Source organism: Streptomyces phaeolivaceus (assembly GCF_009184865.1).
In the GTDB taxonomy this organism is placed as follows: domain Bacteria; phylum Actinomycetota; class Actinomycetes; order Streptomycetales; family Streptomycetaceae; genus Streptomyces; species Streptomyces phaeolivaceus.
The window spans coordinates 1,342,438-1,365,246 of the sequence record NZ_CP045096.1; the positions used below are offsets into that span (position 1 = coordinate 1,342,438).

The following is a 22,809-nucleotide window of genomic DNA, read 5'->3' on the forward strand; positions in this document are numbered from 1 at the left end:
TGGGTGAAGGTCGGCCGGAACCACCCCCGTGGGCCCCGGCCGACCCTCCCGATACTCCGACGCCGGTCGGGGCTCGTTGGTTCTCCGGAGGGCCTGCCCATTTGCGGATGCCCGTGCCAGACTCCTGACGGTCCATCAGATCCGCTCGCCGGGGAGGGATTTTGTCGCGAAGTCGCACACCTGTGGTCACCGGCTGGTTCACCGGGGAGGGCGAGGGTTTCCGGCTGCTGGGTACGCGCTGTTCGGCGTGCGCCTCGGTGTTCTTCCCCCGTGAGGACGTCCTCTGCCGCAATCCGGGCTGTCCGGGCGGTGATCTGCGCGAGGTCCCGCTGTCGCGGCGGGGTCGCGTGTGGTCCTACACGGATGGCCGGTACCGGCCTCCGTCACCCTACGTGTCCGATCCGGAACTTCCGTGGGAGCCGTACGCGTTGATCGCTGTGGAACTGGCCGAAGAACGCCTCGTGGTGCTCGGACAGGCGGTTCCCGGGGTGACCGTCGCCGATCTGACGGTGGGCATGGAGGTGGAGGTCGTCCCGGGTGTCCTGAACGAGGACGCGGAGACGACCTGGACGACCTGGCACTGGCGGCCGACGGGGGTGGGGGCATGACGGGCGAGGTGGCGGTGTTGGGTACGGGCATGCACCCGTGGGGCAAGTGGGGAAGGAGTTTCGTCGAGTACGGGACGGCGGCGGCGCGTGCGGCCCTGGACGACGCGGGGGTCGACTGGCGGGACGTCGGCTCGGTCGTCGGGGCGGACACGGTGCGTGGCGGCTATCCGGGCTATGTGGCGGGGGCGACCTTCGCCAAGGCGCTGGGCTGGCAGGGGGCCCGGGTCACGAGTGTGTACGCGGCCTGCGCGTCCGGGGCGCAGGCGGTGGGCACCGCGCGGGCCCAGATCCTCGCGGGCCTCGCGGACGTGGTGCTCGTCGTGGGCGCGGACTCGGCTCCGAAGGGGTTCTTCCGGCCGGCCGGAGGGGATCGGGCGGACGACCCCGACTGGCTGCGGTTCCGGATCCTCGGGGCCACCAATCCGACGTACTTCGGGCTGTACGCGCGGCGGCGGATGGCGATGCACGGGGACACACCGGAGGACTTCGCGCGGGTCAAGGTGAAGAACTCCGCGCTGGGGGCGCTCAATCCGTACGCGCGCTATCGCAAGCGGGTCACCGCCGAGGAGGTCGCGGCCTCCGCGGTGGTCGCCGATCCGCTGCGGCTGCTGGACATCTGTGCGACCTCGGACGGGGGTGCGGCCCTGGTGCTGTCCAGCATGGAGTTCGCGCGGCGGCACGGGGTGGCGGAGCCGGTGCGGATACGGGCGGTGTCCACCGTGACGCCCCGCTATCCCAACACCGTGCTGGATCTGCCGGACATCGCCACGGACTCGGCGGTCGCGGTGGCACCGCCGGAGGAGACGTTCCGGGCGTCGATCGCGCGGGCGGCGTACGAGGAGGCGGGTGTCGGGCCCGAGGATCTCTCGTTCGCCGAGGTCTACGACCTGTCCACGGCGCTGGAGTTGCAGTGGTACGAGGATCTGGGGCTGTGCGGCGAGGGCGGGGCGGCAAAGCTGCTGCGGGACGGTGGGACGGCGCCCGGCGGGCGCATACCGGTGAACGCCAGCGGAGGGCTGGCCTCGTTCGGCGAGGCCGTTCCGGCGCAGGCGATCGCCCAGGTGTGCGAGTTGGTGTGGCAGTTGCGGGGCGAGGCGGGCGATCGGCAGATCGAGGGCGCGCGGGTGGGGATCAGCGCCAACCAGGGCCTGTTCGGGCACGGGTCGGCGGTGGTCGCCGTTCGGTGACGGGTGAGATGGGCGCACGCGCCGTGAGCGGCCGGGAATGCCGCGTGAACAGCTCGTGACCGACGGGTCCCGGGCGGCGCCGAGGATGAGCCCAGCGGCACGACGGCCACGACGCGAGCAACTGGGCGGCGCGCGGCCGGCCTTCGTGCGGTTCGGTGCGCACCGGGGTCGGTTCGGCGCCCGCCGGGGCCGGTGGGGTCCGCGCCGGTGGGTGCGCCCCGTAGTCGCCTCCAACCGTTGCCGTCCTTGTCCTTGACGCCCCCTGGGTGCCGGTGAACACTTCCGGTGTCGGTCGGCATCGCCGGATTCGGGCGTCTTTGTGCACCGCGCCGCTCGGGCACTCGGCCTGGGCAACAAGCCGTACCCCATGGGCGATTCGGCCGCGACGGCACGCTCGTCACGGACGCCGGGCGGGGCGCGGGACCCTCCCCGCCTTCGGCTGAAGCAGCCAGGGGAACGCACCCTGCACGGAAGGGCCGGGGTCGATCACTCCGGGCCGGGCCAAGGAGCCGCCATGAGCAACGGAGACATATTCGTCGGTGAGGTCATCGGTACGGCGATCCTGATTCTCTTCGGCGCCGGTGTGTGCGCCGCGGTCACTCTCAGGTTCTCGAAGGCGAGGGCGTCGGGCTGGATCGTCATCGCGTTCGGCTGGGGCTTCGCCGTGCTGGCGGGCGCCTACACCGCCGCTCCCCTGTCGGGCGGGCATCTCAACCCGGCGGTGACGATAGGGATCGCGGTCGACACGGAGACCTGGGACAAGGTCTGGGTGTATCTGCTCGGGCAGCTGGTCGGCGCGATGCTGGGGGCGGTCCTCGCCTATCTCGTCTATCTCGCGCAGTTCCGGGCGAACGTCCGCGAGGAGGGGACAGGGGAGGGCACGGCGGACGAGCCGACGCCGACCCTCGGGATCTTCTCCACCATCCCGGAGATCCGGAACCCGGCCGCCAACCTGATCACGGAGATCATCGCGACGATCGCGCTGGTCCTGCCGATCCTCGCCCTCGGCCGGAACACGGGCATCGGCATCGGCCAGATCCCCGGTGAGGAGGCCGGGATCTACGGCTCGGGCATCTCGGTGCTGCTGGTGTCCTTCCTGGTCGTCGGCATCGGGCTCTCCCTCGGCGGGCCCACCGGCTACGCCATCAACCCGGCCCGTGACCTCGGCCCGCGCATCGTGCACACCTTCCTGCCGATCCCGAACAAGGGCACCTCCGACTGGGGTTACGCCTGGATCCCGGTCGTCGGCCCCCTGGTCGGCGGTGCCCTCGCGGGCCTCGTCTACCACGCGGCCTTCTGACGCCACCGATGTAAAGACGTGAGGGGATGTCATGCCGGACAACGCCCAGAAGTACGTCGCCGCCATCGATCAGGGCACCACTTCGAGCCGTTGCATCATCTTCGACCACGGCGGAGCCATCGTCGCCGTGGACCAGCGTGAGCACCGCCAGATCTTCCCCAAGCCTGGCTGGGTGGAGCACGACGCCACCGAGATCTGGTCGAAGGTGCAGGCGGTGGTCGCCGGGGCGATCGCCAGGGCGGGGCTGCGCGCGGACCAGATCAGCGCGCTCGGCATCACCAACCAGCGTGAGACGACGGTCCTGTGGGACCGCGCCACGGGCAAGCCCGTCCACAACGCGATCGTCTGGCAGGACACCCGTACCTCGGCGCTCTGCAACGAACTGGGCGGCACGGACGGGCAGGATCGCTTCCGTGAGCAGACCGGGCTGCCGCTGGCCAGCTACTTCTCCGGTCCGAAGGCCGCCTGGCTGCTCGACAACGTGCCGGGGCTGAGGGTCCGCGCCGAGCGCGGCGAGATCGCGTTCGGCACGATCGACTCCTGGCTGATCTGGAACCTCACCGGCGGCACGGACGGCGGACGGCACGTCACCGACGTCACCAACGCCGGGCGCACCATGCTGATGAACCTGGAGACCCTCCAGTGGGACACCTCGATCCTCTCGGCGATGAACGTCCCGGAGGCCGTCCTGCCGGAGATCAGGTCCTCCGCCGAGGTGTACGGCACCGCCGTGGGCCCCCTGGCCGGCGTACCCGTCGCGTCGGCGCTCGGCGATCAGCAGGCGGCGGTGTTCGGGCAGGCCTGTTACGACGTGGGCACCGCGAAGAACACGTACGGCACCGGCAGTTTCCTGCTGCTCAACACCGGGAACCGGCCCGTGCCGTCGAAGAGCGGGCTGCTGACAACCATGGGGTACAAGATCGGCGGCGAGGCGCCGGTGTACTGCCTGGAGGGGTCGATCGCGATCACGGGCGCCCTGGTGCAGTGGTTCCGCGACCAGCTCGGCATCATCCGTACCGCCGACGAGATCGAGTCACTGGCGGCGAGCGTCGACGACAACGGCGGGGCGTACATCGTGCCGGCGTTCTCGGGGCTGTTCGCGCCCTACTGGCGGTCGGACGCGCGCGGGGTGGTCACCGGGCTGACCAGGTACGTCACCAAGGCGCATCTCGCGCGTGCGGTGCTGGAGGCGACGAGCTGGCAGACGCGGGAGGTCGTGGACGCCATGTTCCAGGACTCCGGGGTGCACATCACGACCCTCAAGGTCGACGGGGGCATGACCAAGAACAATCTGCTGATGCAGCATCAGGCGGACGTCCTGGGCGTGCCGGTGATCCGGCCGCGGGTCTCGGAGACGACGTGTCTGGGTGCCGCGTACGCGGCCGGGCTGGCCACCGGGGTGTGGAACGACCTGGACGAGCTGAAGTCGCACTGGCGCGAGGACGTCTCGTGGACGCCGTCCATGGAGGCGTCCGTGCGGGACCGCGAGTACCACAACTGGCGCAAGGCGGTGGAGAAGAGCCTCGGCTGGCACGAGGACGACGCGAGCTGAGAAGGCGTGGCCCACGCGCGCGCGTGCGTGGCGTTCGCCCGGACCGAGGTCCACGCGCGCGCGTGTGTGTGCCGGGGAAGCCACGGCCCGTACCCCTGTCGGCGGGGGTACGGGCCGTGCTCAGGTGGCGGCGGGCTGGCGGTTGTCGGTCGCCTGGGCCATCGCGTGCCGGACGACGGAGACCAGGACGTCCTTGACCGAGTCCCGGCGGCGGGCGTCGCACAGCACGATCGGCACCTCGGGGTCGAGGTCGAGGGCCTGCCGTACGGTCTCGGCCGGGTAGCGGGCGGCGTCGTCGAAGCAGTTGACGCCGATCACGAAGGGTATGGAGCGCCGCTCGAAGTAGTCGACGGCGGCGAAGCAGTCCTCCAGCCGACGGGTGTCGACGAGCACCACCGCGCCGAGCGCGCCGGAGGCCAGCTCGTCCCAGAGGAACCAGAAGCGGTCCTGGCCGGGGGTGCCGAACAGGTACAGGACCAGGTCCTCGCGGAGCGTGATGCGCCCGAAGTCCATGGCGACGGTGGTGGTCGTCTTGTTCTCCACACCGCTGGTGTCGTCGACCGGGCGGCCGGCCTCGGTGAGCACCTCCTCGGTGCGCAGTGGCTTGATCTCGCTGACCGCGCCGACGCAGGTCGTCTTGCCCACACCGAAACCACCGGCCACGAGGATCTTGAGCGTGACGGGCTCGACCGGAGGTGTGCCGCGCTCAGAGCGCCCGAGGATCATCGGTCTTTCTCCTGCTGGATGGTTGTCTGTCACGTATCCGCCCCGCTTCCGGGCCGGTCAGAGCGCTCTGAGGCCGTTGATGACATCGCGCAGGATGCTCTCGTCGACCAGCTCGGCGGGCGGGACGGGGCGGGTCACATGGACGAGTTCCTCGTCCACGAGGTCTCCGACGAGGACGCGGACGACTCCGACGGGCAGGTCCAGGTCGGCGGCCAGTTCGGCCACCGACTGGGGGGTGTCACGGCAGAGTTCGACGATACGGACGTGCTCAGGGGAGAGGGAGTGGTCCTCCTCCGGGTCGTCGACGTGCGGTTCCGTGACGACCACGGCGATCAGGTCGAGGCGGTGCTGGATCGCGTGATTGGTCCGGCCGCGTGTCATCGCGTACGGACGCACCACTGGTCCGGCCTCGTCGTCGAACCAGTGGCTTCTTCCCTGACCGTCTCGGCTCATGCCATCCCACTACCCGCCATGGGGGACATCGGCGCGTGGGGCGGAGCCCAGATGTACGCCGACCCGCTTGACCAGGAGGGTCATCTCGTAGGCGACCTGGCCGATGTCCGCCTCGGCGTCGGCGAGGACGGCGAGGCAGCTGCCGTCACCGGCGGCCGTGACGAAGAGGAAGGCGTCGTCGAGTTCGACGACGGTCTGCCGGACGCTGCCCGCCTCGAAGTGGCGGCCGACGCCCTTGGCGAGGCTGTGGAAGCCGGAGGAGACGGCGGCCAGGTGCTCGCTGTCCTCTCTGGTGAGGTCCTCGGAGACGCCCGTGGGCAGTCCGTCGCTGGAGAGCACGAGCGCCTTGCGGATGCTGGCGACACGCTGCACCAGATCGTCCAGGAGCCAGTTCAGCTCCCCGGACGTGCCTGTCGCGGTGTGCCCTTCGGCCTTCGGTGCGGTCATCGACCGTCCCCCTTAGTCGTTCCTCGTGGTGCTGAGACGTCCTGGGCGTCGTCGCCCTCGGCGTTCTCCTCGCGGCCACGCTGCCAACCCCGTTGGAGCGAGGCCATACGGCTGCGTACCTCGTCGGCGTCCCGTTCGGTCGGCTCCGGACGCCGCTCGGGGCGGGACCGCTCGCGCTCGGCACGCCGGTCGGGGCCGTCCTTCAACTGCGGTGCCAGATTGGCCTGTCGGACGCGGCGGGGCAGTGGCCCCGGAGCTGATTCTGCCTGGTCGGTCGTCGTGCCCGCGCGCGGGGTGGGCTCCCCGGGGCCGTACGGCGAGGTCGTCGGGGCCGTGCCGCCCGCCGGAGTCGTACGGCGGCGCTGGGGCAGGGCGGGGCCGTCGTACCCGCCGGGGGGCAGGGCGCCGGCGCGGTGCGTGCCGGGAAGGGCCCCGGGTGCGGTGCGGTCGGTTCCGGGGCGGCTCTGCGGTTCGGTCCGGTCGCCGCGCAGCGCGGTGAGCGGGCGGGTGTCGGCGATCCCCTCGGGGCCCGGTGTACGGCTCTGCTCGGGTTCGTCCTCGGGCTGCCTCGGCCTGGACCCGGTGACCGAACGGCCGTGCGAGCTGACGAGATGCGGGGTCCGGCGCTGCGGCAGCGGTACCGGGCCGAGCGTCGGGTCGGGGTCGGTGAGGGGGGTCCGGTGTCCTTCGCCGTCGCGCGTCGGCTGCTCGTCGGCGACGCCGGTGAGGGAGCGGCGGGGCCCGAACAGTCCGCCCCGTTCGGCGTCCTCCTGGCCGAGGGCGCCGGGGAAGCCGCCCAGGGGCTCCGGCGCGACCGGGGCCTCCAGCTCGACGGGGCCGTCCAGGATGGCGGCGGAGAGCCCCGGGAGCCTGACCGGGACCTCGGAGAGCGCGGCGTTGCGCTCGTCCTCCAGCTCGGCCTCCCGGGTGGGGTGGGCGCGGTCGAGGCGGAAGCCGATGCCGTTGGTGTCGGGGACGTCGTCGGTGAGGAGGGCGTCGGGGATGAACAGCACGGCCGTGGTGCCGCCGTACGGGGACGGCTGGAGGGAGACGCGGACCTTCTGCCGCTGGGCGAGGCGGCTGACCACGAAGAGCCCGAGCCGGTCGGTGTCGGAGAGTTCGAAGTCGGGGGTCTCGGCCAGCTTGAGGTTGGCGTCGAGGAGCGCCTCGGCGGACATCCCGAGGCCGCGGTCGTGGATCTCCAGGGTGAAGCCGTTGGCGACGCGCTCGCCGAGCACCTGCACGGCGGTGTGCGGCGGCGAGAACACCGTGGCGTTCTCCAGGAGTTCGGCCACGAGGTGGGTGAGGTCGGCGACCGCGGGGCCGGTCACGGCGACCCGGGGCAGCCGGCGGACCTCGATCCGCTCGTAGTCCTCGACCTCGGCGACGGCCGCGCGGACGACGTCCATGAGCTGGATGGGCTTGCGCCACTGGCGGGACGGGGCGGCGCCGGAGAGGATGACGAGGCCCTCGGCGTGCCGGCGCATACGGGTCGTCAGGTGGTCCAGGCGGAACAGGTCGGCGAGTTCGTCGGTGTCCTCGGTCCGGCGTTCCATGGTGTCGAGGAGGGTGAGCTGCTTGTGCAGCAGGACCTGGCTGCGGCGGGCGAGGTTGACGAAGACCTCGGAGATGCCGCTGCGGAGTTCGGACTGCTTGACCGCGGCTTCGACTGCCGCCCGCTGGAGGGTGTTGAGGGCCTGGCTGACCTCGCCGATCTCGTTCCTGTCGTACTCCAGGCGTGGCACCTCGGTCTCCACGTCGATCTGTTCGCCCGCGGCGAGCCGGCGCATCACGCTGGGCAGTCGCACCCCGGCGGTCTCGTGGGCCTCCTGGCGGAGCCGGCGCAGGTCGCGGATGAGGGCGCGGCCGATGCGCACGGACATGAAGAGCGAGACCAGCAGGGCGAAGAGGCCGAGGACACCGGCGACGGCGGCCCTCAGGATGACATTGGTGGCCAGTGGGCTGACGCGGTCCTGGAAGCGGTCGCCCGCCTCGATGCTGAGGTCGCGGAGGTCGGCGAGGACGGGCTCGACGGAGGTGTCCCACGCCTTCGCGGTGACCCCTGCGGGCTTGCCCGGGTCGGAGGCGATGACGGCCTGCTCGACCGAGCGCAGCGGAGCGGAGCTCGCGCTCGTCCAGTACTCCTGGTAGCGGTCCCGTTCGGCGGAGGGCAGCTGCGGCAGGCTGATCTCATACAGCAGGGTGCGCTGCGCGACGAGGTCGGAGAAGTCGCGGATGTCGTCCTGGGTGATCCGGTCCGCGACGAGCACGGAACTGAGCAGGGCGTCCTCGCGAGAGAGGAGTTCGTGGGCGCGGCCGACGTTGATCAGGGCACGACCCTGCTTGTCCATCTCCACGCTGTCGAGCGCGGGGAGGTTGGAGAGCAGGGTGAAGCAGGGGTCGACGAGTTCGTTGTAGTGGCCGAGGGCCTGGGTGACCGTGACGGTGCCGCTCTCGACGCTCGTGCGCAGGGAGGGCAGGGTGTCGAGGGCGTCCAGGATGGCCGTGAGCCGCAGCGAGGTGGGCTCGCCCATCTCGTCCCGCAGGTCGGAGTCCGTGGCGTGCTCGCGGAACTCCTCGACCGCCGCGTCCGTGGCGGACCGGCTGCGGTCGAGTGCCGCGAGCGCCTCGTCGGACCGGGGGGCGGCGAGGTAGACGAGGGTCTGGCGGCGTTCCTGCTGGAGGACGCGGATGGTGTCCTCGGTGGGGTAGCCGACCTCCGCGACGATGTCAGCCACCCTGAAGAGATCGCTCGCCTCACGGCCCGTCAGCACGGTGGCGAACGTCCAGACACCGGTCAGTGCCACCAAGGGCACGAGCAGCAGTGCCACGATCTTCCGGCGGATCGATTTCCCGCGAAAGCGCATGGCCTCCCCCAGCTTGACCCCCGCCAGGCCCGGGGGCACACATGTGCGTCAACAAACGGCGTGAGCCTACTACCGACTCACACGTATCTCGAAGAGGAGGAGGGGGGCACTCCGGACCTGAGGCGAACCGGACATGGGGAGTTGTTCGCCCTTTGGGGTGGATTGCCTGGCCCTGTCAGGCACTTGAACCCGTGGCATCTCGTCGGAGAAGTCGACCAGTTGGCCGGATTTTTGCGTTCCGCGGGAATCTTCGACGCTCGTCGATCGTCTTTCTGTACGGGAATTGGGGGCGGAATCGGCCACAGGTCCCGCAAGCCGCTTCCAGGCGGCGTGAACCGGAGGAAGTCGGGCACCAGTGGGGGGCCGGGTCTCGGGACCCGGTGACTGTTGGTCCACCGGCGGTGGGGAGTGACAAGTTGATGGGCACGGTGGAGCGGCGCGTAGCGCCCGGGGACGGAGCGGCGACGCCCGAGAGGGCGGCGCGAAGTGCTCAGGCACCGGATCGCGGCCTCCTGACGGGGGAAAGCGTCGCGGTGGAAGAACGAAGGATCTTGCCCCGAGGCGACGAAGAACGGGTGCATTACCGGCCGTTGTGGATCGAGGAGCCGGCGCGCAGGCGACGGCTGCCCGATCCGGTGCGGACGGCGGCGGTGCGCGCGGTCCTCATCATCGCGGTGACACTGCTTCAGGCGATGGTGGCGTTCCTGTGCACCCTGGCGGGTTCCTGGCTGGCGTTCCCGATGGTTCTGAGCAGTGTGGCGAGCACGATCGCGGCGACCTGGGGCGTGCTGGACGTCTGGGTGACCCGCCAGGTGTGGAACCAGCGCAACGGCGTGATCTCGGTCCCCAGCAGCACGGCGCGCTCGCTGCGCCGTGAGCGGCGCCGGGCACGCCGGGAGGCACGGGCGGCACAGCGCACACAGGAGCGGATACGCCGGCGCGGTGGCTCCGGGCAGCTGTCGCACCCGTAGTACACCCGGGGCGGGCCCTCATGACAGGGGGCCCGCCTCCTCGGGGCGGCCACGGCCGCCTCTTCCTCCGATCGCCTCGCCCTCCGCCCGGATCCTCCCGCGGTCGGCCCCGGGCAAGGGCTGCCGTTGCCTCGCAGGTGTGTGCGAAGGGTGGTGTGCTGGTGTCCACCGGGCACCGCAGCGGACCCTTCGTGACTGGTCTCCGGGGCAGGTGAGGGCGGTTCCCTCGAATGTCAGGCCTCTGACCAGACGTGTCGACCGTCACATTTGACTCCCTCTTGGGCATAGAACGCGGTCGTCCGGTTAGGCGCCCAGCGGCGAGGGCGCCTGCCGTACGGCGCTGACCAGGAGGAACGAAAGACATGCCCGAACTTTTCATCGGCGGAGCATGGCGATCCGCGCTCGACGGCCGGACGCGTGAGATCCGCTGCCCCGCCGACGGCAGCCTGGTCGCGGTCGTCGACGAGGCCGGCGGCAAGGACACCGTGGAGGCGATCACGGCCGCCCGCCGCGCCTTCGACGACGGCCCCTGGCCCGCCACCACGCCCGCCGACCGCGGTGACCTGCTGCTCAGGGTCGCCGACCTGCTCGTACGCGACAAGGACGCGCTCGCCCGCGCCGAGTCCCTCGACACCGGCAAGCGGCTGGTGGAGAGCGAGTACGACATCGACGACATCGCGAACTGCTTCCGTTACTTCGGACGGGCGGCCACCGCCGAGACGGGCCGGGTCGTCGACACCGGTCAGGCGGGCGTCGACAGCCGGGTCGTGTACGAGCCGGTCGGGGTGTGCGCGCTGATCACCCCGTGGAACTATCCCCTCCTCCAGACCGCCTGGAAGGTCGCCCCGGCGCTCGCGGCCGGCAACACCTTCGTGCTGAAGCCGAGCGAGCTGACGCCGCACACCGCGATCCATCTGATGCGCCTCCTGGAGGAGGCCGGGCTGCCCGAGGGTGTGGCCAATCTGGTCCTCGGCGCGGGCCCCGAGGCGGGCGCCCCGCTCTCCGACCACCCGGACGTGGACCTGGTCTCGTTCACCGGTGGTCTGCAGACCGGGCGACGGCTCATGGCCAACGCCGCCGCGAGCGTGAAGAAGGTCGCCCTGGAACTGGGCGGCAAGAACCCGAACATCGTCTTCGCCGACGCCGACTTCGACACGGCCGTCGACATGGCGTTGACCGCGATCTTCCTGCACTCCGGGCAGGTGTGCTCGGCGGGCGCCCGGCTGCTGGTGGAGGACTCCCTGCACGACCGGTTCGTCGACGAGGTCGTCCGCCGGGCGCGGGAGATCCGGCTCGGCGGCCCCTTCGACGAGCGCGCCCAGACCGGGCCGCTGATCTCGGCCGCCCATCGCGCGAAGGTCGAGGAGTACGTCGCCAAGGGTCTCGCCGAGGGCGCGGTGCTGCGCTGCGGCGGCGAGCGGCCGACCGGCGACGCGTACGACGAGGGTTTCTACTATCTGCCGACCGTCCTGGACGAGTGCGCGAGCACGATGTCCGTGGTCCAGGACGAGTCCTTCGGGCCGGTGCTGACGGTGGAACGCTTCAGCACCGAAGGCGAGGCGGTACGGCTGGCCAACGACACGATCTACGGTCTGGCCGGCGCCGTATGGACGACGGACGAGGCCAGGGCCCAGCGGGTCGCGGCCCGGCTGCGGATCGGCACGGTGTGGATCAACGACTACCACCCGTATGTGCCGCAGGCCGAGTGGGGCGGTGTCAAGCAGTCCGGCTTCGGCCGCGAACTCGGGCCCGCGGGGCTCGCCGAGTACCGCGAGGCGAAGCACATCTGGCGAAACACGGACCCTTCGCCGCAGGGTTGGTTCGCCTAGCCCTCTTGTGACCCAGGACACAGGAGGCGTAGTTCTGTCTCCGTCCTGGCTCACGCACCGTTTCCCGGCACCCGCAGGAGCCGCTCCCCTCCTCCCCAAGGCCCACCAGGAGTCCGCTCATGACGACCATCGAGCAACCCACCGGACCCAAGAACAGCTCCGACGACACCGAACTCACCGAGTTCGGCTACAGGCCCGAACTCAAGCGCACCTTGGGCAACTTCCACACCTTCGCCGCCGGGATCAGCTACATCTCGATCCTGACCGGAACCTTCCAGCTGTTCTACTTCGGTTTCGCCAGCGGCGGCCCCGCCTACTGGTGGTCATGGCCGATGGTGTTCGTCGGCCAGTTCATGGTCGCGCTCTGTTTCGCCGAGCTGGCGGCCCGCTACCCGGTCGCGGGCTCGGTCTACAACTGGTCGAAGAAGATAGGCAACCCGCATCTGGGCTGGCTCGCCGGCTGGATGATGCTGATCGCCTCCATCGTGTCGATCGCGGCGGTGGCGCTGGCGTACCAGCTGACGCTGCCCCAGATCTCCGACGTGTTCCAGATCGTCGGGGACGGCACCGGCAAGTACGACGTGGCGACCAACGCGGTCATCCTGGCCGCGGTGCTGATCCTGTTCACCACCGTGGTGAACGCGTTCGGCGTCAAGCTGATGGCCCGGATCAACACGGCGGGTGTGTTCATCGAGCTGATCGCCACCGTCGTCCTGATCGTGCTGTTCGCCGTCCACATCACCCGTGGCCCGCAGGTGGTCATGGACACCAACGGCACCGGCGACGCCTACGGCAACGGCTACCTGGGCGCGTTCCTCGTGGCCTCGCTGGCGTCCGCGTACGTCATGTACGGCTTCGACACGGCCGCCTCGCTCGGTGAGGAGTCGCTGGATCCGACGCGGAACGCGCCGCGCGCGATCATCCGGGCCATCGTCGCCTCCTTCGTCCTCGGCGGTCTGATCCTGCTGCTGGCGCTGATGAGCGTCTCCAGCCTGAAGGGCGAGCAGCTGTCCACGGACGGTTTGCAGTACGTCGTGCTCAATGTGCTCGGTCCGACGGCCGGCAAGGCGATGCTGTGGTGCGTCCTGATCGCGGTCACCGTCTGCGCCCTGGCCGTGCACACGGCGGCGGTCCGGCTGGCGTTCGCGATGGCCCGCGACAACAACCTTCCCGCCTCCTCGAAGCTGGCCAAGTGCCACCCGAAGTTCCAGACGCCGGTGCTGCCGACCGTGATCATCGGGATCCTGGCCCTGTCGATCCTCGTGGTCAACATCCGTCAGCCGCAGATCTTCACCGTGGTGACCAGCATCGGCATCATCATGATCTACCTGGCGTACCTGGGCGTCACCGTGCCGATGCTGGTGGCGCGGCTGCGCGGCAAGTGGCAGCCCGCCGGGGACGGCCGGTTCTCGCTGGGCCGCTGGGGCCTGCCCGTGAACATCCTCGCCGTGCTCTGGGGCGGCGGCATGACCCTCAACCTGATCTGGCCCCGGGCCGCGGTCTACAACGCGGCGGCCCCCTTCCACTGGTATCTGCAGTGGGGCGCGGTCCTCTTCGTCGGGATCATCGCCGGCGGCGGCTTCGCCTACTACTGGTTCATCCAGCGCCACAAGACGGGCGTGCTCGCCGAGCACCGCGTGGTCGTCGAGGACGGGACCGTACCGCCCGCGACGCCCGGACCCCTCACCACCTCGGCGGCCGACTGACGGCCGGCTCGCGGGAATCCCCCGTCAACACAGCACACCAGCGCAACCGCTCAGTGGCCCAATAGCTCGACGGCACAGCACACAGGAGGTCAACTCCCCATGAAGGCAGACGAGTTCGACTATGTAGTGGTCGGCGGCGGAACCGCGGGAAACGTGGTCGCGGCCAGACTCTCCGAGGACCCGTCGGTCACGGTGTGCGTCCTGGAGGCGGGCCCCAGCGACGTCGGCGACGACGACGTGCTGAAGCTGGAACGCTGGATGGGGCTGCTGGAGTCCGGCTACGACTGGGACTACCCGGTCGAGCCGCAGGCCAGCGGCAACAGTTTCATGCGGCACGCACGGGCGAAGGTGCTCGGCGGCTGTTCGTCCCACAACTCCTGTATCGCCTTCTGGGCGCCGGCGGAGGATCTCGACGACTGGGCGGCGGCGGGCTGCGAGGGCTGGTCCGCTGCCGACCTCTTCCCCCTCTACCGGCGCCTGGAGACCAACGACGCGCCCGGCGACCACCACGGCCGCACCGGTCCGGTGAAGCTGCGCACCATCAAGAGCGAGGACCCGTGCGGCAACGCCCTGCTGGAGGCGTGCGTCCAGGCGGGCATCCCGACGACGCCCTTCAACACCGGCACGACGGTGGTCCGGGGCGCCAACTGGTTCCAGATCAACTCCGACGAGAACAACATCCGGCAGTCCTCCTCGGTGGCGTACCTCCACCCGATCATGGGCCGGCGGCCCAACCTGGAGGTACGCACCGGGGTCCGCGCCAAGAAGCTGGTGCTGGAGGGGCGGCGCTGTGTCGGCGCCGAGTATCTCGACCCCGACCTCATCCACACCCGGACGGTGCGCGCCCGGCGTGAGGTCGTCGTCTCCTGCGGCGCCATCGACACCCCGAAGATCCTGATGCTCTCGGGCATCGGCCCCGCCGAGCAGCTGCGCGAGGTCGGCGTGGACGTGGTCGTGGACTCGGCCGGTGTCGGCGAGAACCTCCAGGACCACCCCGAGGGCGTGATCATGTGGGAGGCCGCCCAGCCGATGCCCACCGAGTCCAACCAGTGGTGGGAGGCGGGCATCTTCTACGACACCGAGCCGGGCCTCGACCGGCCGGACCTGATGTTCCACTACGGGTCCGTCCCGTTCGACATGAACACGGCCCGGTACGGCTACCCCACCTCCGAGAACGCGTTCTGTCTGACGCCCAATGTGACACGGGCGAAGTCCCGGGGCACCGTGCGGCTGCGCACGCGCGACTACCGGGACAAGCCGAAGGTCGACCCGCGCTACTTCACGCACGAGCACGATGTGCGTGTGATGACGTACGGCCTGCGGCTCGCCCGGCAGATCGCGGCGCAGCCGGCGCTGAGCGGCTGGGCCGGGGCCGAGCTGGCTCCCGGGCCCGACGTGCAGACCGGTGAGGAGCTGCTCGACTACATCCAGAAGACCCACAACACCGTCTACCACCCGGCCTGCACGGTGAAGATGGGCGCCGACGACGATGCCTCGGCGCCGCTGGACGCGCGGCTGCGGGTGAAGGGGATCGAGGGGCTGCGGGTGGCCGACGGGTCGGTGATGCCGGAGTTGGTGACGGTGAATCCGTGCATCACGACGATGATGATCGGCGAGAAGTGCGCGGATCTCTTGAAAGCCGACGCCTAGAGGGTGGGGTGGCTTGGGGCGTGGGGCGACTGCGGGTCCGGTAGGACTTCTCGCGCAGTTCCCCGCGCCCCTTACGGGGCGGCTGTGGTCGGCCTCTTGTACATCCTCGTCGCGGTGATCTCCGTGTGTGCCGTCTCCCCCGCCTGGGGCTGCTGGGGCAGTCCCGGGCGGAGGTGTTCCTCCACGCTGATGTATTTGAGGCCCGCCCGTAGGTCGGCGTCGTTGCGGAGACGGATCACGAGCGGGAACTCCGCCAGTGCGGTCGTGTCGAAGAGGCCCGTGGTGTAGAGGAGTTGGACGCCGAGGGCGTCCGAGACCGCACGCTGGAGTTCCAGGAGGTAGGTCGCGTTGGCGCGGCCGATGGGGTTGTCGAGGAACAGGGTGCCGGCGTGGCGGTGCCTGTCCCTTCCCCGGTCGTTGCTGCGGAGCGCGGCCATCGTGCAGTAGAGCGCGATGGCGGCGGTGAGCAGCTGGCCGCCGGAGAAGACGTCGCCCATCTGTCCGACGGGGACGCGCTCGGCCCTCAGCACGGCGTCCGGCTTGAGGATCTCCACGGCGACGCCCTTGGGCTGGAGCGCGGCGCCGACGCCTCTGAGCAGCAGGGACATACCGTCGCGGCGCATGTCGGAGTTCTTCCTCACCGCCGCGCGGGTCGCCTCGTCCACGACCTCGCCGAGCCGCTCGGTGAGGGTGGCCTGGTCGGGCTCCTCGAAGCGGATCCGCAGGAACTCCTGGCCCGACCACTCCCCGAGGCCCTCCGGGAGCCGGGAGAGCCGCTGGGCGGAGCGCAGGGTCGCCAGGGCGGATTCCACGAGGCCCCGCAGCCGGTCGACGATCGAGTCCCGGTTGCGCTCCAGCTGCGCCAGCTCGTCCGTGAGGACCCGGAGCCGGGGCGCGAACGCGTCGGCCCACTTCTGGGCGTGCTCGGGCAGCGAGGCCGCGGGCAGCTCCCGGATCTGCTGCCGGGCGGGCGTGCGGACCTGCTCGTAGCGCGTGGAGTTGGCGTGGCGTACGAGGACGTCGCTGGCCTCGCGTACCGCGGCCTCGGCGGCGGAGAGATCGGCGGCGCAGCCGCGCAGGGAGCGGCGGGCCTCGGCGGCGGCCCTGCGCGCCTCTTCGAGATCGCCGGGGTAGGGCTCGGGCTCCGCCTGCTCGTCGTCGGTGGAGTGATCGCGCAGCAGGTCCCGGAGCAGGGCGGAGGTCTCGTCGAAGCCGCCGGCGGCGTCCTCGGCGGCGCGGTGGGACTCCAGCAGTTCGGCGTGGGCCTCGCGGGCCCGGGTCAGCGCCTCGGCGTGGGAGGCGAGTTCGGTGGTGGCCGTGCGCAGCAGGGCCTGGGCGTGCTCGGCGTCGCGCGGGAGCAGTTCCTCGGGCAGCTCGGTGTGCGTCCCACCGTCCTCGGGCGCGTGCCGCTCGGCCTCGCCGCGCAGCCGCCCGAGCTGCTCGCTCGCGGTGGACACCCGGGTCTCCAGAAGCTGGACGAGTTCCTCGGCGCGGGCCGCCGCCGCCTGCCGGGAGGGCCCGTCGGAGCCGTCGGGCGACTGCAGGAGCTGCTCGGCGCGGTTGCGGACCTTGTTGGTCAGCCGGTCCAGGTCGGTGATCGCGGCGCTCTCGTCGCTCTCGGCCCGCGCCTGCTCGGCCCGCAGATCGGCGCCGACGCCGACCTTCTCGTACACCTGGGAGGCGGCGCGGTAGGCCTCGCGGAGGGCCGCGAGGGGCTGCCGGGGGGCGTCGGCGTCCGTCTCCGGTACGTCGTCGGGGGCGCCCGCGATCTCCGCTCGCTCGGCGCGCAGCGCACGGGCCGTGCGGCGGGCGTCGTCGGCGCCGCGCTGGGTGGCACGGCGATCCTCGTCGGCGGCGCGGGCGCGCTCCAGGCAGGACTGGGCGCGGGCCTCCGACTCGGCCGCCTCGTCGGCGAGTTCGCGGAGCTTGACCTGCCAGCCGGCGCGCTCCCGCAGCCGGAAGGCGAGTCCGGCGAGGGCGTCGGCGGCACGGCGGGCCTTCTGCGCGGCCTCCTGCCGCTCGTCCCGCACCTGGGCCGCCTCGGCCGCCTCCTCCTCGGCCTCGGCCCGCACGGTCCGTGCCTCCGCCAGCTCCGCCTCGGACTCCTCGGCGAACGCGCGTGTCTCCCGCGCGGTGTCCGCCAGTTCGGTGAGTCGTCCCGCCGGGCACCCCGTGCGCCATGAGGCGAGCCGGGCCGCCAGCTCGCGGTCCTTGCCGAGCCGGGCCGCCAGCTCCCGGATCTCCTCGTCCCGTTCGGTGGCCCGCGCGCGCAGCGCCTGCCGCTCCTCGTCGGCGGCGTGCTCGTCGTGCATGGCCGGGTTCGGCGGCACCAGGAACACTCCCCCGTCACCGGACTCGGCGGGCGGCGTCGGCGCCAGCAGGGCGGCGGCGGTACCGACGGCCACGGCGGAGCGCGGCAGCAGCGCCGCCTCGCTCAGCGCCTCGCGGGCACGGGCATGCGAGGCCGGGTCGGTGATGATCACCCCGTCGACCAGTTCGGGGCGGGCGGCCAGCACGCGCGCGTGGTCGGCGGGGTCGACGGCCTGGGCGAGATAGCGCCAGCCGGGGAGGGCCGGGATGCCGTGCTCGCCGAGGAACTCGACGGTCGCCAGGACGTCCGGGCCCGGCGGCAGCAGTCCGCCGTCGCCGAGGGCGCCCAGGATGCGGGAGTCGTCGGCCGCGGCGGTCCGCAGCTCGAAGAGGTGCCGCTCGGCGGACGCCACGTTGTCGTCGAGCAGCTCCCGCAGCTCGTCGGCGAAGCGGTCCAGCTCCTCCGGGGTGAGGGGGCCGTCGGCGACGGCACGCCCGGCCGCCGTACGGGAGCCCTCGGTCATCGTGGCACCGACTCCCACGGGCTTCCCGCCCCCCGCGCTACCCGTGCCCTCGGCGCTGCGGGGCACCGGCACCCCGGGCCGCGGCCTGCCGGGGGCACCGGGCAGGCCGAGCAGCTCCGCGAGCCGCTCCTCCCCCGCGAGGCCCTCCGCCGTACGCCGTTCCCCGTCGTGGGCGCGCTCGGCGGCGAGTGCGGCGTCCGCCGCGCGGGCGGCCGTCAGCTCCGCGCGGGACTCGGCGGAGGACGCCTCCCGGGCGTGTTCGGAGGCCCGGCGCGAGGCGTCGCGTGCGGTGTCCCAGGCGGCGACGGCGGTCTTCTCGGCGTCGCTGGCCGCGAGGGCGGCGCGGGCCGGGTCGGCGTCGGGCGCGCTGTCGTCGAGCCAGCCCGCCCGGACCGCCTCGGCGGTCTCCTGCTCGACCTCGCCGAGCCGCTGCTTGAGATGCCCGACCTCGCTGCGGGCGCGCTGCGCCTCGGTGGCGGCGGACGTCGCGTCCCGGTGGGCGGCCTCGCCGACCTCCTGCAGCGCCGCCGACTTCTCCTCGCCCTCGTTCGCCAGGTCCTCGGCGCTCTCCGCGGCGGCGGCCAGCGCGCGGACGAGGTCGACGGCGGCCTTGGCGCGGGCGGCGAGCGCGGGGGCGGCGTCCCGTTCGGCCTCCTGGATGGCGGCGGCGACGCGGGCGACCCGGTCGGCGGCGGCCCGGTGCCGGAGCACCGCCTCGGCGGCCTGCCAGGCGGAGTGCAGGGTGCGCGCGTCGGCCAGCTCCCGCTTCTGCGCGGCGGCCGACTTCTCGGCGGCGGCCAGCGCCAGCGAGGCGTGCCGGTAGGCGAGTTCGGCAGCGATCAGCGCGCTGCGGTCGCGGGCGGCCTCGGAGTGGGTGACCGCGTACGCGGCGGCGGTGACCCGCTGGGCGAGGTCGGTGCCCCGCAGCCGCTCCCGCGCGGCCCGCGCGGTGAGCCGCCGGGCCAGGGTGCGGGTGCGCCGCTCGGCGCCCGCGTGGATGTCCCGGGCCCGTGCCCTGCCCTCGGCGGCCTCGACGATCCGGCCCAGCAGATCCACGGACCCGGCCGTGAAGTCCCGCTCGGCGATCAGCTCGGCCCGCCGCCCGAGCTTGTTGCCGAACCCGCCGACCAGGTCGGCCAGCCCGTCCGTGTCGCGGGTGTCGGTGACCGCCCGCAGCAGCAGATCGGTGAAGTCGGAGTCCTTCTTCACCGCGAAGAGCCCGGCGGCCTCACCCTCGTCCGCGTTCATCTCGCGCTGGTAGCGGAAGAGTTCGGGGTCGAGACCGAGGTCCGTCAGATGCTCGTTCCAGCGGTCGTGGATCTCCTCCCAGTGCACTTCGAGGTGCGGATACGCCTTGCCCGCCTCGGTGAGGGCGTCCCGGAAGCCCTTCATGGTCCGCCGCCGGCCCTGTGCGCCGGACGCGCCCTCGACGGGCGGCCGTACGGCGGTGGCCTCGGCGACGGGCAGGTTGTCCAGGCTCAGCCCCGGACCGGGCCGGAAGGAGTACCAGGCCTCGGCGAACTTCCGCGGGTCGTTGGAGACCTGGCGCCCCCGCCACTCGCTCACCTTGCCCACGACGACGCACTCGCCGGTCAGCGTGTGCTGCCACTCCAGCGCGACATGCCCGCAGTCGTCGGCCAGCAGGAACTTCCGCAGCACACCGGAGCTGGCGCCGCCCAGGGTGTTCCGGTGGCCCGGCAGCATCACCGAGAAGATCAGCTTGAGCAGCACGGACTTGCCGCCGCCGTTCTCCAGGAACAGCACACCCGCCGGGGCCGGCCGGCGCGGCGGCCCGGTCGGCTCCTCCTCGAAGAACTCCGCCTGCTGCGGCGCGGGGTCGGGCACGTACGCGCCCACACCCCTCAGGTCCAGCACGGTGTCGGCGTAGCGCGCACCGGCCGGCCCGATGGAGTAGAGGCGGACCCGGGACAGCTCGTACATGGCGGGGGACTTTCGCGGTCGTATCGGTGGTTCGTGCGGGGCGGTGACAGAGATCCAGGGGATCTACAGGAGATCCGCAGATGGCTGCGTGGGCGTTGCGCGTGATCGTGGGACGTTCGGGTGGCGGTCGTGGGGCGTACGGGTGGTCGTGGCGGTCAGGAGTGGAACGGCAGCCCGGCGTCGGCCACCAGCTCCAGGTCGTCGGTGTCCTCGGCGGGCAGCAGCGAGGCCGAGCCGTCGGTGACCGGCACGATGCCCAGCTCCAGCAGTTCGGCCATCGCGGCGCTGCCCGCCATGTCCCGCACCTGAAGCTGATAACGCGCGGTCGTGCGATACGTACCGCCGTTGTCGTCCCCGGTGCGCTGGAGGAATCCCGAGTCGGTCAGGAAGCCCACCGCCTTGCCGATGATGCCGGTGGTGGAACCGGCCAGCCGGCGCGCGTCCTTGGTGGCCCCGGTGGAGCTGCGTCTCGCCCAGGTCCGCCAGGACGACTCCAGGCCCGGCGCGTCGGTCGCGGGGTCGGTGTTCTCCCCCTGCTCCTCGGCCCGCTCCTCCAGCCGTCGGCAGGCCTGCCGGACGAAGGCGTCGACGCCGTTGACCGACACACGCCCGATGTACCCGTCGTCCGCGAGGTCCTCGGGCCGGGGGAACGCCATCGCGGCCACCGCGAGATGCGCCAGGCCGTGCAGGAACCGGTCCACCGAGTCCGCCGCCGTCCGCCGCGCGTAGTCCCCCATCCGCACCGCGAACACCGAGTCCTCGGCCGCCGTCACCGCCATCCCGGCCCGCGGCGACACCTCCAGCACGACCAGCCCGAGCCCGGCGGCCACGGCGTCGGCGAGCCTCGCGAACGCCGAATCCTCCCGATACCGCCGCAGCAGCTCCCCGTACTCCTGATCCCGGGCAGGCTGAAGCTTCGGCTGCAGCCCGAAGGCGACGAGCCGCGCGGCATCGGCGGCGTCGGCGGGGGTGAGGACAGCGGCAGCGGGAGCGGCGGCCGTCTCCGGCTCACTCCACTCGACGTTCTCACTCACGACAGGAACTCCTCGATCTCATGACCAGGGGGGCATGGCAGCGCCCCTTCCGGGGCGCGGGGCTCTGACATGTGCGGCTTCGCCGCGTGGGCGCGGCCGGCCACGGCGAACCCGCCCCCGAGCAACAACCGAAACCCCGACGGCGCCCTCACGCTGCCTCCCTCTCCGCAGCCATCCCCGCAGAGTCCAACAGAGCCATCCCCACGATCAGATCGGCCCCACCGAACTCGGGATCGTCCAGCTCCACCCCGTCGTCCACGGCGAACAACAGCTTCTCCTCCCCCTGCCGATACGCCGTACCGACCGGCGGACTGGCCGCGTGCACAGCCAACAGGGCCACCAGATAAGGCAGTTCCGCATCCTGAAGCCGCGCTTCCGCCAGCAACCCCGACAACCGCCGAGGCGCGTCCGCAGGCAGATCCAGCAGCACCTTCGCCGCCGCCAACTGCTCCTCGCTGAACCGGCTGTCGTCCGGTGTGGCGATCAGATCCGGCTCCGGCATCTCGGCCCCGAGATGCTCCCGCTCCACCGGCGGTGTGAACAGCAGCTCCACCAGGTCCCCGACTCGCACGGACCCGGGCGTACGCAGCCCCGTCCCGCGCGCGAAGAACGCGTCGGTCACCCGCCGGGCCTGCTCCACGGGGAGCGGCAGCAGGGGCGCGACCAGGTGCCCGTACAGGTCGATCCCCGAGGTCGTCATCGGCGTGGCGAAGGCCTGCCGGTCCTGTTCGGCGCGGAACAGGGGCCCGGCCTCCAGCAGTCTCGACTGCAACTGGGTGTGCCGGCGGATGCAGTCCTTGACGATGTCGACCAGCTCGGCGGCGCGCCGCTTCTGCTCGGGCTCCTCGGACTCGTCGCGCGCCTTGCGGATGTTGGTGAGGATCGCGTTCTCGTGGCGGTAGCGGTCGGCGACGTGGTCGAGTGCCTCGGCGATCATGTCGGGCACGGTCTGGAGCCAGTCGACCGCGCGGACGTTGCGCCGGGTCGCGTCCAGGGCCTTCCTGAGCGTCTCCGAGTACTGCACGGTCCGGTAGCGCGCCTGTTCCGCGGCGAGTTGGGCGTCGGCGAGCCGACCCCGGCTGATGAGGACCTCCAGCTTGACCTCGGCGGCGATCTGGGCGCTGGTGACATCGGTGTCGAGGGCGCCCACGAGGACGTTGACGGCCTCGTCGGTCGTGCGGAGGTAGACACCGCCCCCGTAGCCGGGGACCTCCTCGATCAGCTTGAAGTCGTAGTCGCGGCGGACATAGGTGCCGTCGGGGGCGAAGGTCCCGTAGACGGCCCGGAAGCCGCGGTCGACGCTGCCGACGTTGATCAGGTTCTCCAGGACCCAGCGGGCCACCCGCTCGTGCTCCTCGACGGGCCGCCGCGGGGCCTGGGCGGCGATGCGCGGGATGAGCCGGGCGACGATCTGGTCGTGGTCGGCGCCCGTGTCGAAGTCCATGTTCAGGGTGACCAGGTCGATGGCGGCGAGGGCGACCTCGGCCATGCCGTACACCGAGTACTCACCGGCGAGGTTCGCCTTGCGCGCGTCCAGGTCGTGCAGCGGCGCGGTGCAGGCGAGCGCGCGCAGCCGCCGCGCCAGTCCCTCGTCGGCGGCCGGGCCCTGTGCGGGGCGCGGCCCCGCGCTGAACTGGGGCGGAACACTGTCCGTCGATGCGGGTGAAGTCACGGTGCACAGACTAGGTGCTGGGTCTGACAACG

General features: G+C 71.8%; 15 protein-coding genes. 8 read left to right on the forward strand and 7 right to left on the reverse strand.

The window, feature by feature from the left end; genetic code table 11:
- Positions 1-182 precede the first annotated feature (182 nt).
- The 4 genes from F9278_RS06425 (at position 183) to glpK (ending at position 4,647) form a co-directional block, all read left to right on the forward strand.
- Complete coding sequence (locus F9278_RS06425) at positions 183-608, forward strand: Zn-ribbon domain-containing OB-fold protein (RefSeq protein WP_152173727.1); 426 nt, start codon at positions 183-185, stop codon at positions 606-608.
- On the forward strand, positions 605-1,795 hold the full coding sequence (locus F9278_RS06430; RefSeq protein ID WP_152167399.1) for a lipid-transfer protein: 1,191 nt from the start codon (positions 605-607) through the stop codon (positions 1,793-1,795). The genes F9278_RS06425 and F9278_RS06430 overlap by 4 nt, the downstream gene beginning before the upstream one ends.
- Positions 1,796-2,309: 514 nt before the next feature.
- Complete coding sequence (locus F9278_RS06435; protein ID WP_152167400.1) at positions 2,310-3,095, forward strand: MIP/aquaporin family protein; 786 nt, start codon at positions 2,310-2,312, stop codon at positions 3,093-3,095.
- Between the two features lie 31 nt (positions 3,096-3,126).
- Positions 3,127-4,647, forward strand: a complete 1,521-nt coding sequence (glpK, locus tag F9278_RS06440; protein ID WP_152167401.1) for a glycerol kinase GlpK — start codon at positions 3,127-3,129, stop codon at positions 4,645-4,647.
- 120 nt (positions 4,648-4,767) lie between these two features.
- On the opposite strand, the gene F9278_RS06445 is transcribed toward glpK, so the two are convergent.
- Genes F9278_RS06445 through F9278_RS06460 form a run of 4 tightly spaced genes read right to left on the reverse strand, consistent with a single transcriptional unit; the run spans position 4,768 to position 9,140 of the window.
- Entirely contained in the window at positions 4,768-5,373 is a 606-nt protein-coding gene (locus F9278_RS06445) for a GTP-binding protein (protein WP_152167402.1), read from the reverse strand.
- 57 nt (positions 5,374-5,430) lie between these two features.
- Entirely contained in the window at positions 5,431-5,826 is a 396-nt protein-coding gene (locus tag F9278_RS06450) for a DUF742 domain-containing protein (RefSeq protein ID WP_005485618.1), read from the reverse strand.
- Positions 5,827-5,835: 9 nt separating this feature from the next.
- On the reverse strand, positions 5,836-6,273 hold the full coding sequence (locus F9278_RS06455; protein WP_152167403.1) for a roadblock/LC7 domain-containing protein: 438 nt from the start codon (positions 6,271-6,273) through the stop codon (positions 5,836-5,838).
- Entirely contained in the window at positions 6,270-9,140 is a 2,871-nt protein-coding gene (locus tag F9278_RS06460; protein WP_152167404.1) for a sensor histidine kinase, read from the reverse strand. Before F9278_RS06460 ends, F9278_RS06455 begins: the two co-directional genes overlap by 4 nt.
- A gap of 419 nt (positions 9,141-9,559) precedes the next feature.
- Between F9278_RS06460 and F9278_RS06465 the strand changes: the two genes are divergently transcribed.
- From F9278_RS06465 to F9278_RS06480, 4 genes are all read left to right on the forward strand, one after another.
- The gene (locus tag F9278_RS06465; protein WP_152167405.1) at positions 9,560-10,111 is read left to right on the forward strand and encodes a hypothetical protein; all 552 of its coding nucleotides are present in this window, start codon (positions 9,560-9,562) and stop codon (positions 10,109-10,111) included.
- A 362-nt stretch (positions 10,112-10,473) separates the two neighbouring features.
- Complete coding sequence (locus F9278_RS06470) at positions 10,474-11,940, forward strand: aldehyde dehydrogenase family protein (protein WP_152167406.1); 1,467 nt, start codon at positions 10,474-10,476, stop codon at positions 11,938-11,940.
- 119 nt (positions 11,941-12,059) lie between these two features.
- A complete protein-coding gene (locus F9278_RS06475; protein ID WP_152167407.1) occupies positions 12,060-13,646 on the forward strand; it encodes an APC family permease in 1,587 nt (528 codons plus the stop codon).
- A gap of 99 nt (positions 13,647-13,745) precedes the next feature.
- Complete coding sequence (locus F9278_RS06480; protein WP_152167408.1) at positions 13,746-15,296, forward strand: GMC family oxidoreductase; 1,551 nt, start codon at positions 13,746-13,748, stop codon at positions 15,294-15,296.
- Between the two features lie 71 nt (positions 15,297-15,367).
- On the opposite strand, the gene F9278_RS06485 is transcribed toward F9278_RS06480, so the two are convergent.
- The 3 genes from F9278_RS06485 to F9278_RS06495 form a co-directional block, all read right to left on the reverse strand.
- Positions 15,368-20,071: a hypothetical protein gene (locus F9278_RS06485; RefSeq protein WP_152167409.1), complete on the reverse strand. Its 4,704-nt coding sequence runs from the start codon at positions 20,069-20,071 to the stop codon at positions 15,368-15,370.
- A 155-nt stretch (positions 20,072-20,226) separates the two neighbouring features.
- Positions 20,227-21,105, reverse strand: a complete 879-nt coding sequence (locus tag F9278_RS06490; protein ID WP_152167410.1) for a hypothetical protein — start codon at positions 21,103-21,105, stop codon at positions 20,227-20,229.
- Positions 21,106-21,253: 148 nt separating this feature from the next.
- A complete protein-coding gene (locus F9278_RS06495; protein ID WP_152167411.1) occupies positions 21,254-22,777 on the reverse strand; it encodes a hypothetical protein in 1,524 nt (507 codons plus the stop codon).
- Positions 22,778-22,809 lie beyond the last annotated feature (32 nt).

Excerpts from the sequence above, each read along its gene's own strand:
- F9278_RS06460 (WP_152167404.1), bottom strand. The coding sequence starts at position 9,140 with ATGCGCTTTCGCGGGAAATCGATCCGCCGGAAGATCGTGGCACTGCTG.
- F9278_RS06485 (WP_152167409.1), bottom strand. The coding sequence starts at position 20,071 with ATGTACGAGCTGTCCCGGGTCCGCCTCTACTCCATCGGGCCGGCCGGT.
- F9278_RS06480 (WP_152167408.1), top strand. The coding sequence starts at position 13,746 with ATGAAGGCAGACGAGTTCGACTATGTAGTGGTCGGCGGCGGAACCGCG.
- F9278_RS06435 (WP_152167400.1), top strand. The coding sequence starts at position 2,310 with ATGAGCAACGGAGACATATTCGTCGGTGAGGTCATCGGTACGGCGATC.
- F9278_RS06465 (WP_152167405.1), top strand. The coding sequence starts at position 9,560 with ATGGGCACGGTGGAGCGGCGCGTAGCGCCCGGGGACGGAGCGGCGACG.
- F9278_RS06470 (WP_152167406.1), top strand. The coding sequence starts at position 10,474 with ATGCCCGAACTTTTCATCGGCGGAGCATGGCGATCCGCGCTCGACGGC.
- F9278_RS06430 (WP_152167399.1), top strand. The coding sequence starts at position 605 with ATGACGGGCGAGGTGGCGGTGTTGGGTACGGGCATGCACCCGTGGGGC.
- F9278_RS06450 (WP_005485618.1), bottom strand. The coding sequence starts at position 5,826 with ATGAGCCGAGACGGTCAGGGAAGAAGCCACTGGTTCGACGACGAGGCC.
- F9278_RS06445 (WP_152167402.1), bottom strand. The coding sequence starts at position 5,373 with ATGATCCTCGGGCGCTCTGAGCGCGGCACACCTCCGGTCGAGCCCGTC.
- F9278_RS06475 (WP_152167407.1), top strand. The coding sequence starts at position 12,060 with ATGACGACCATCGAGCAACCCACCGGACCCAAGAACAGCTCCGACGAC.
- F9278_RS06455 (WP_152167403.1), bottom strand. The coding sequence starts at position 6,273 with ATGACCGCACCGAAGGCCGAAGGGCACACCGCGACAGGCACGTCCGGG.
- glpK (WP_152167401.1), top strand. The coding sequence starts at position 3,127 with ATGCCGGACAACGCCCAGAAGTACGTCGCCGCCATCGATCAGGGCACC.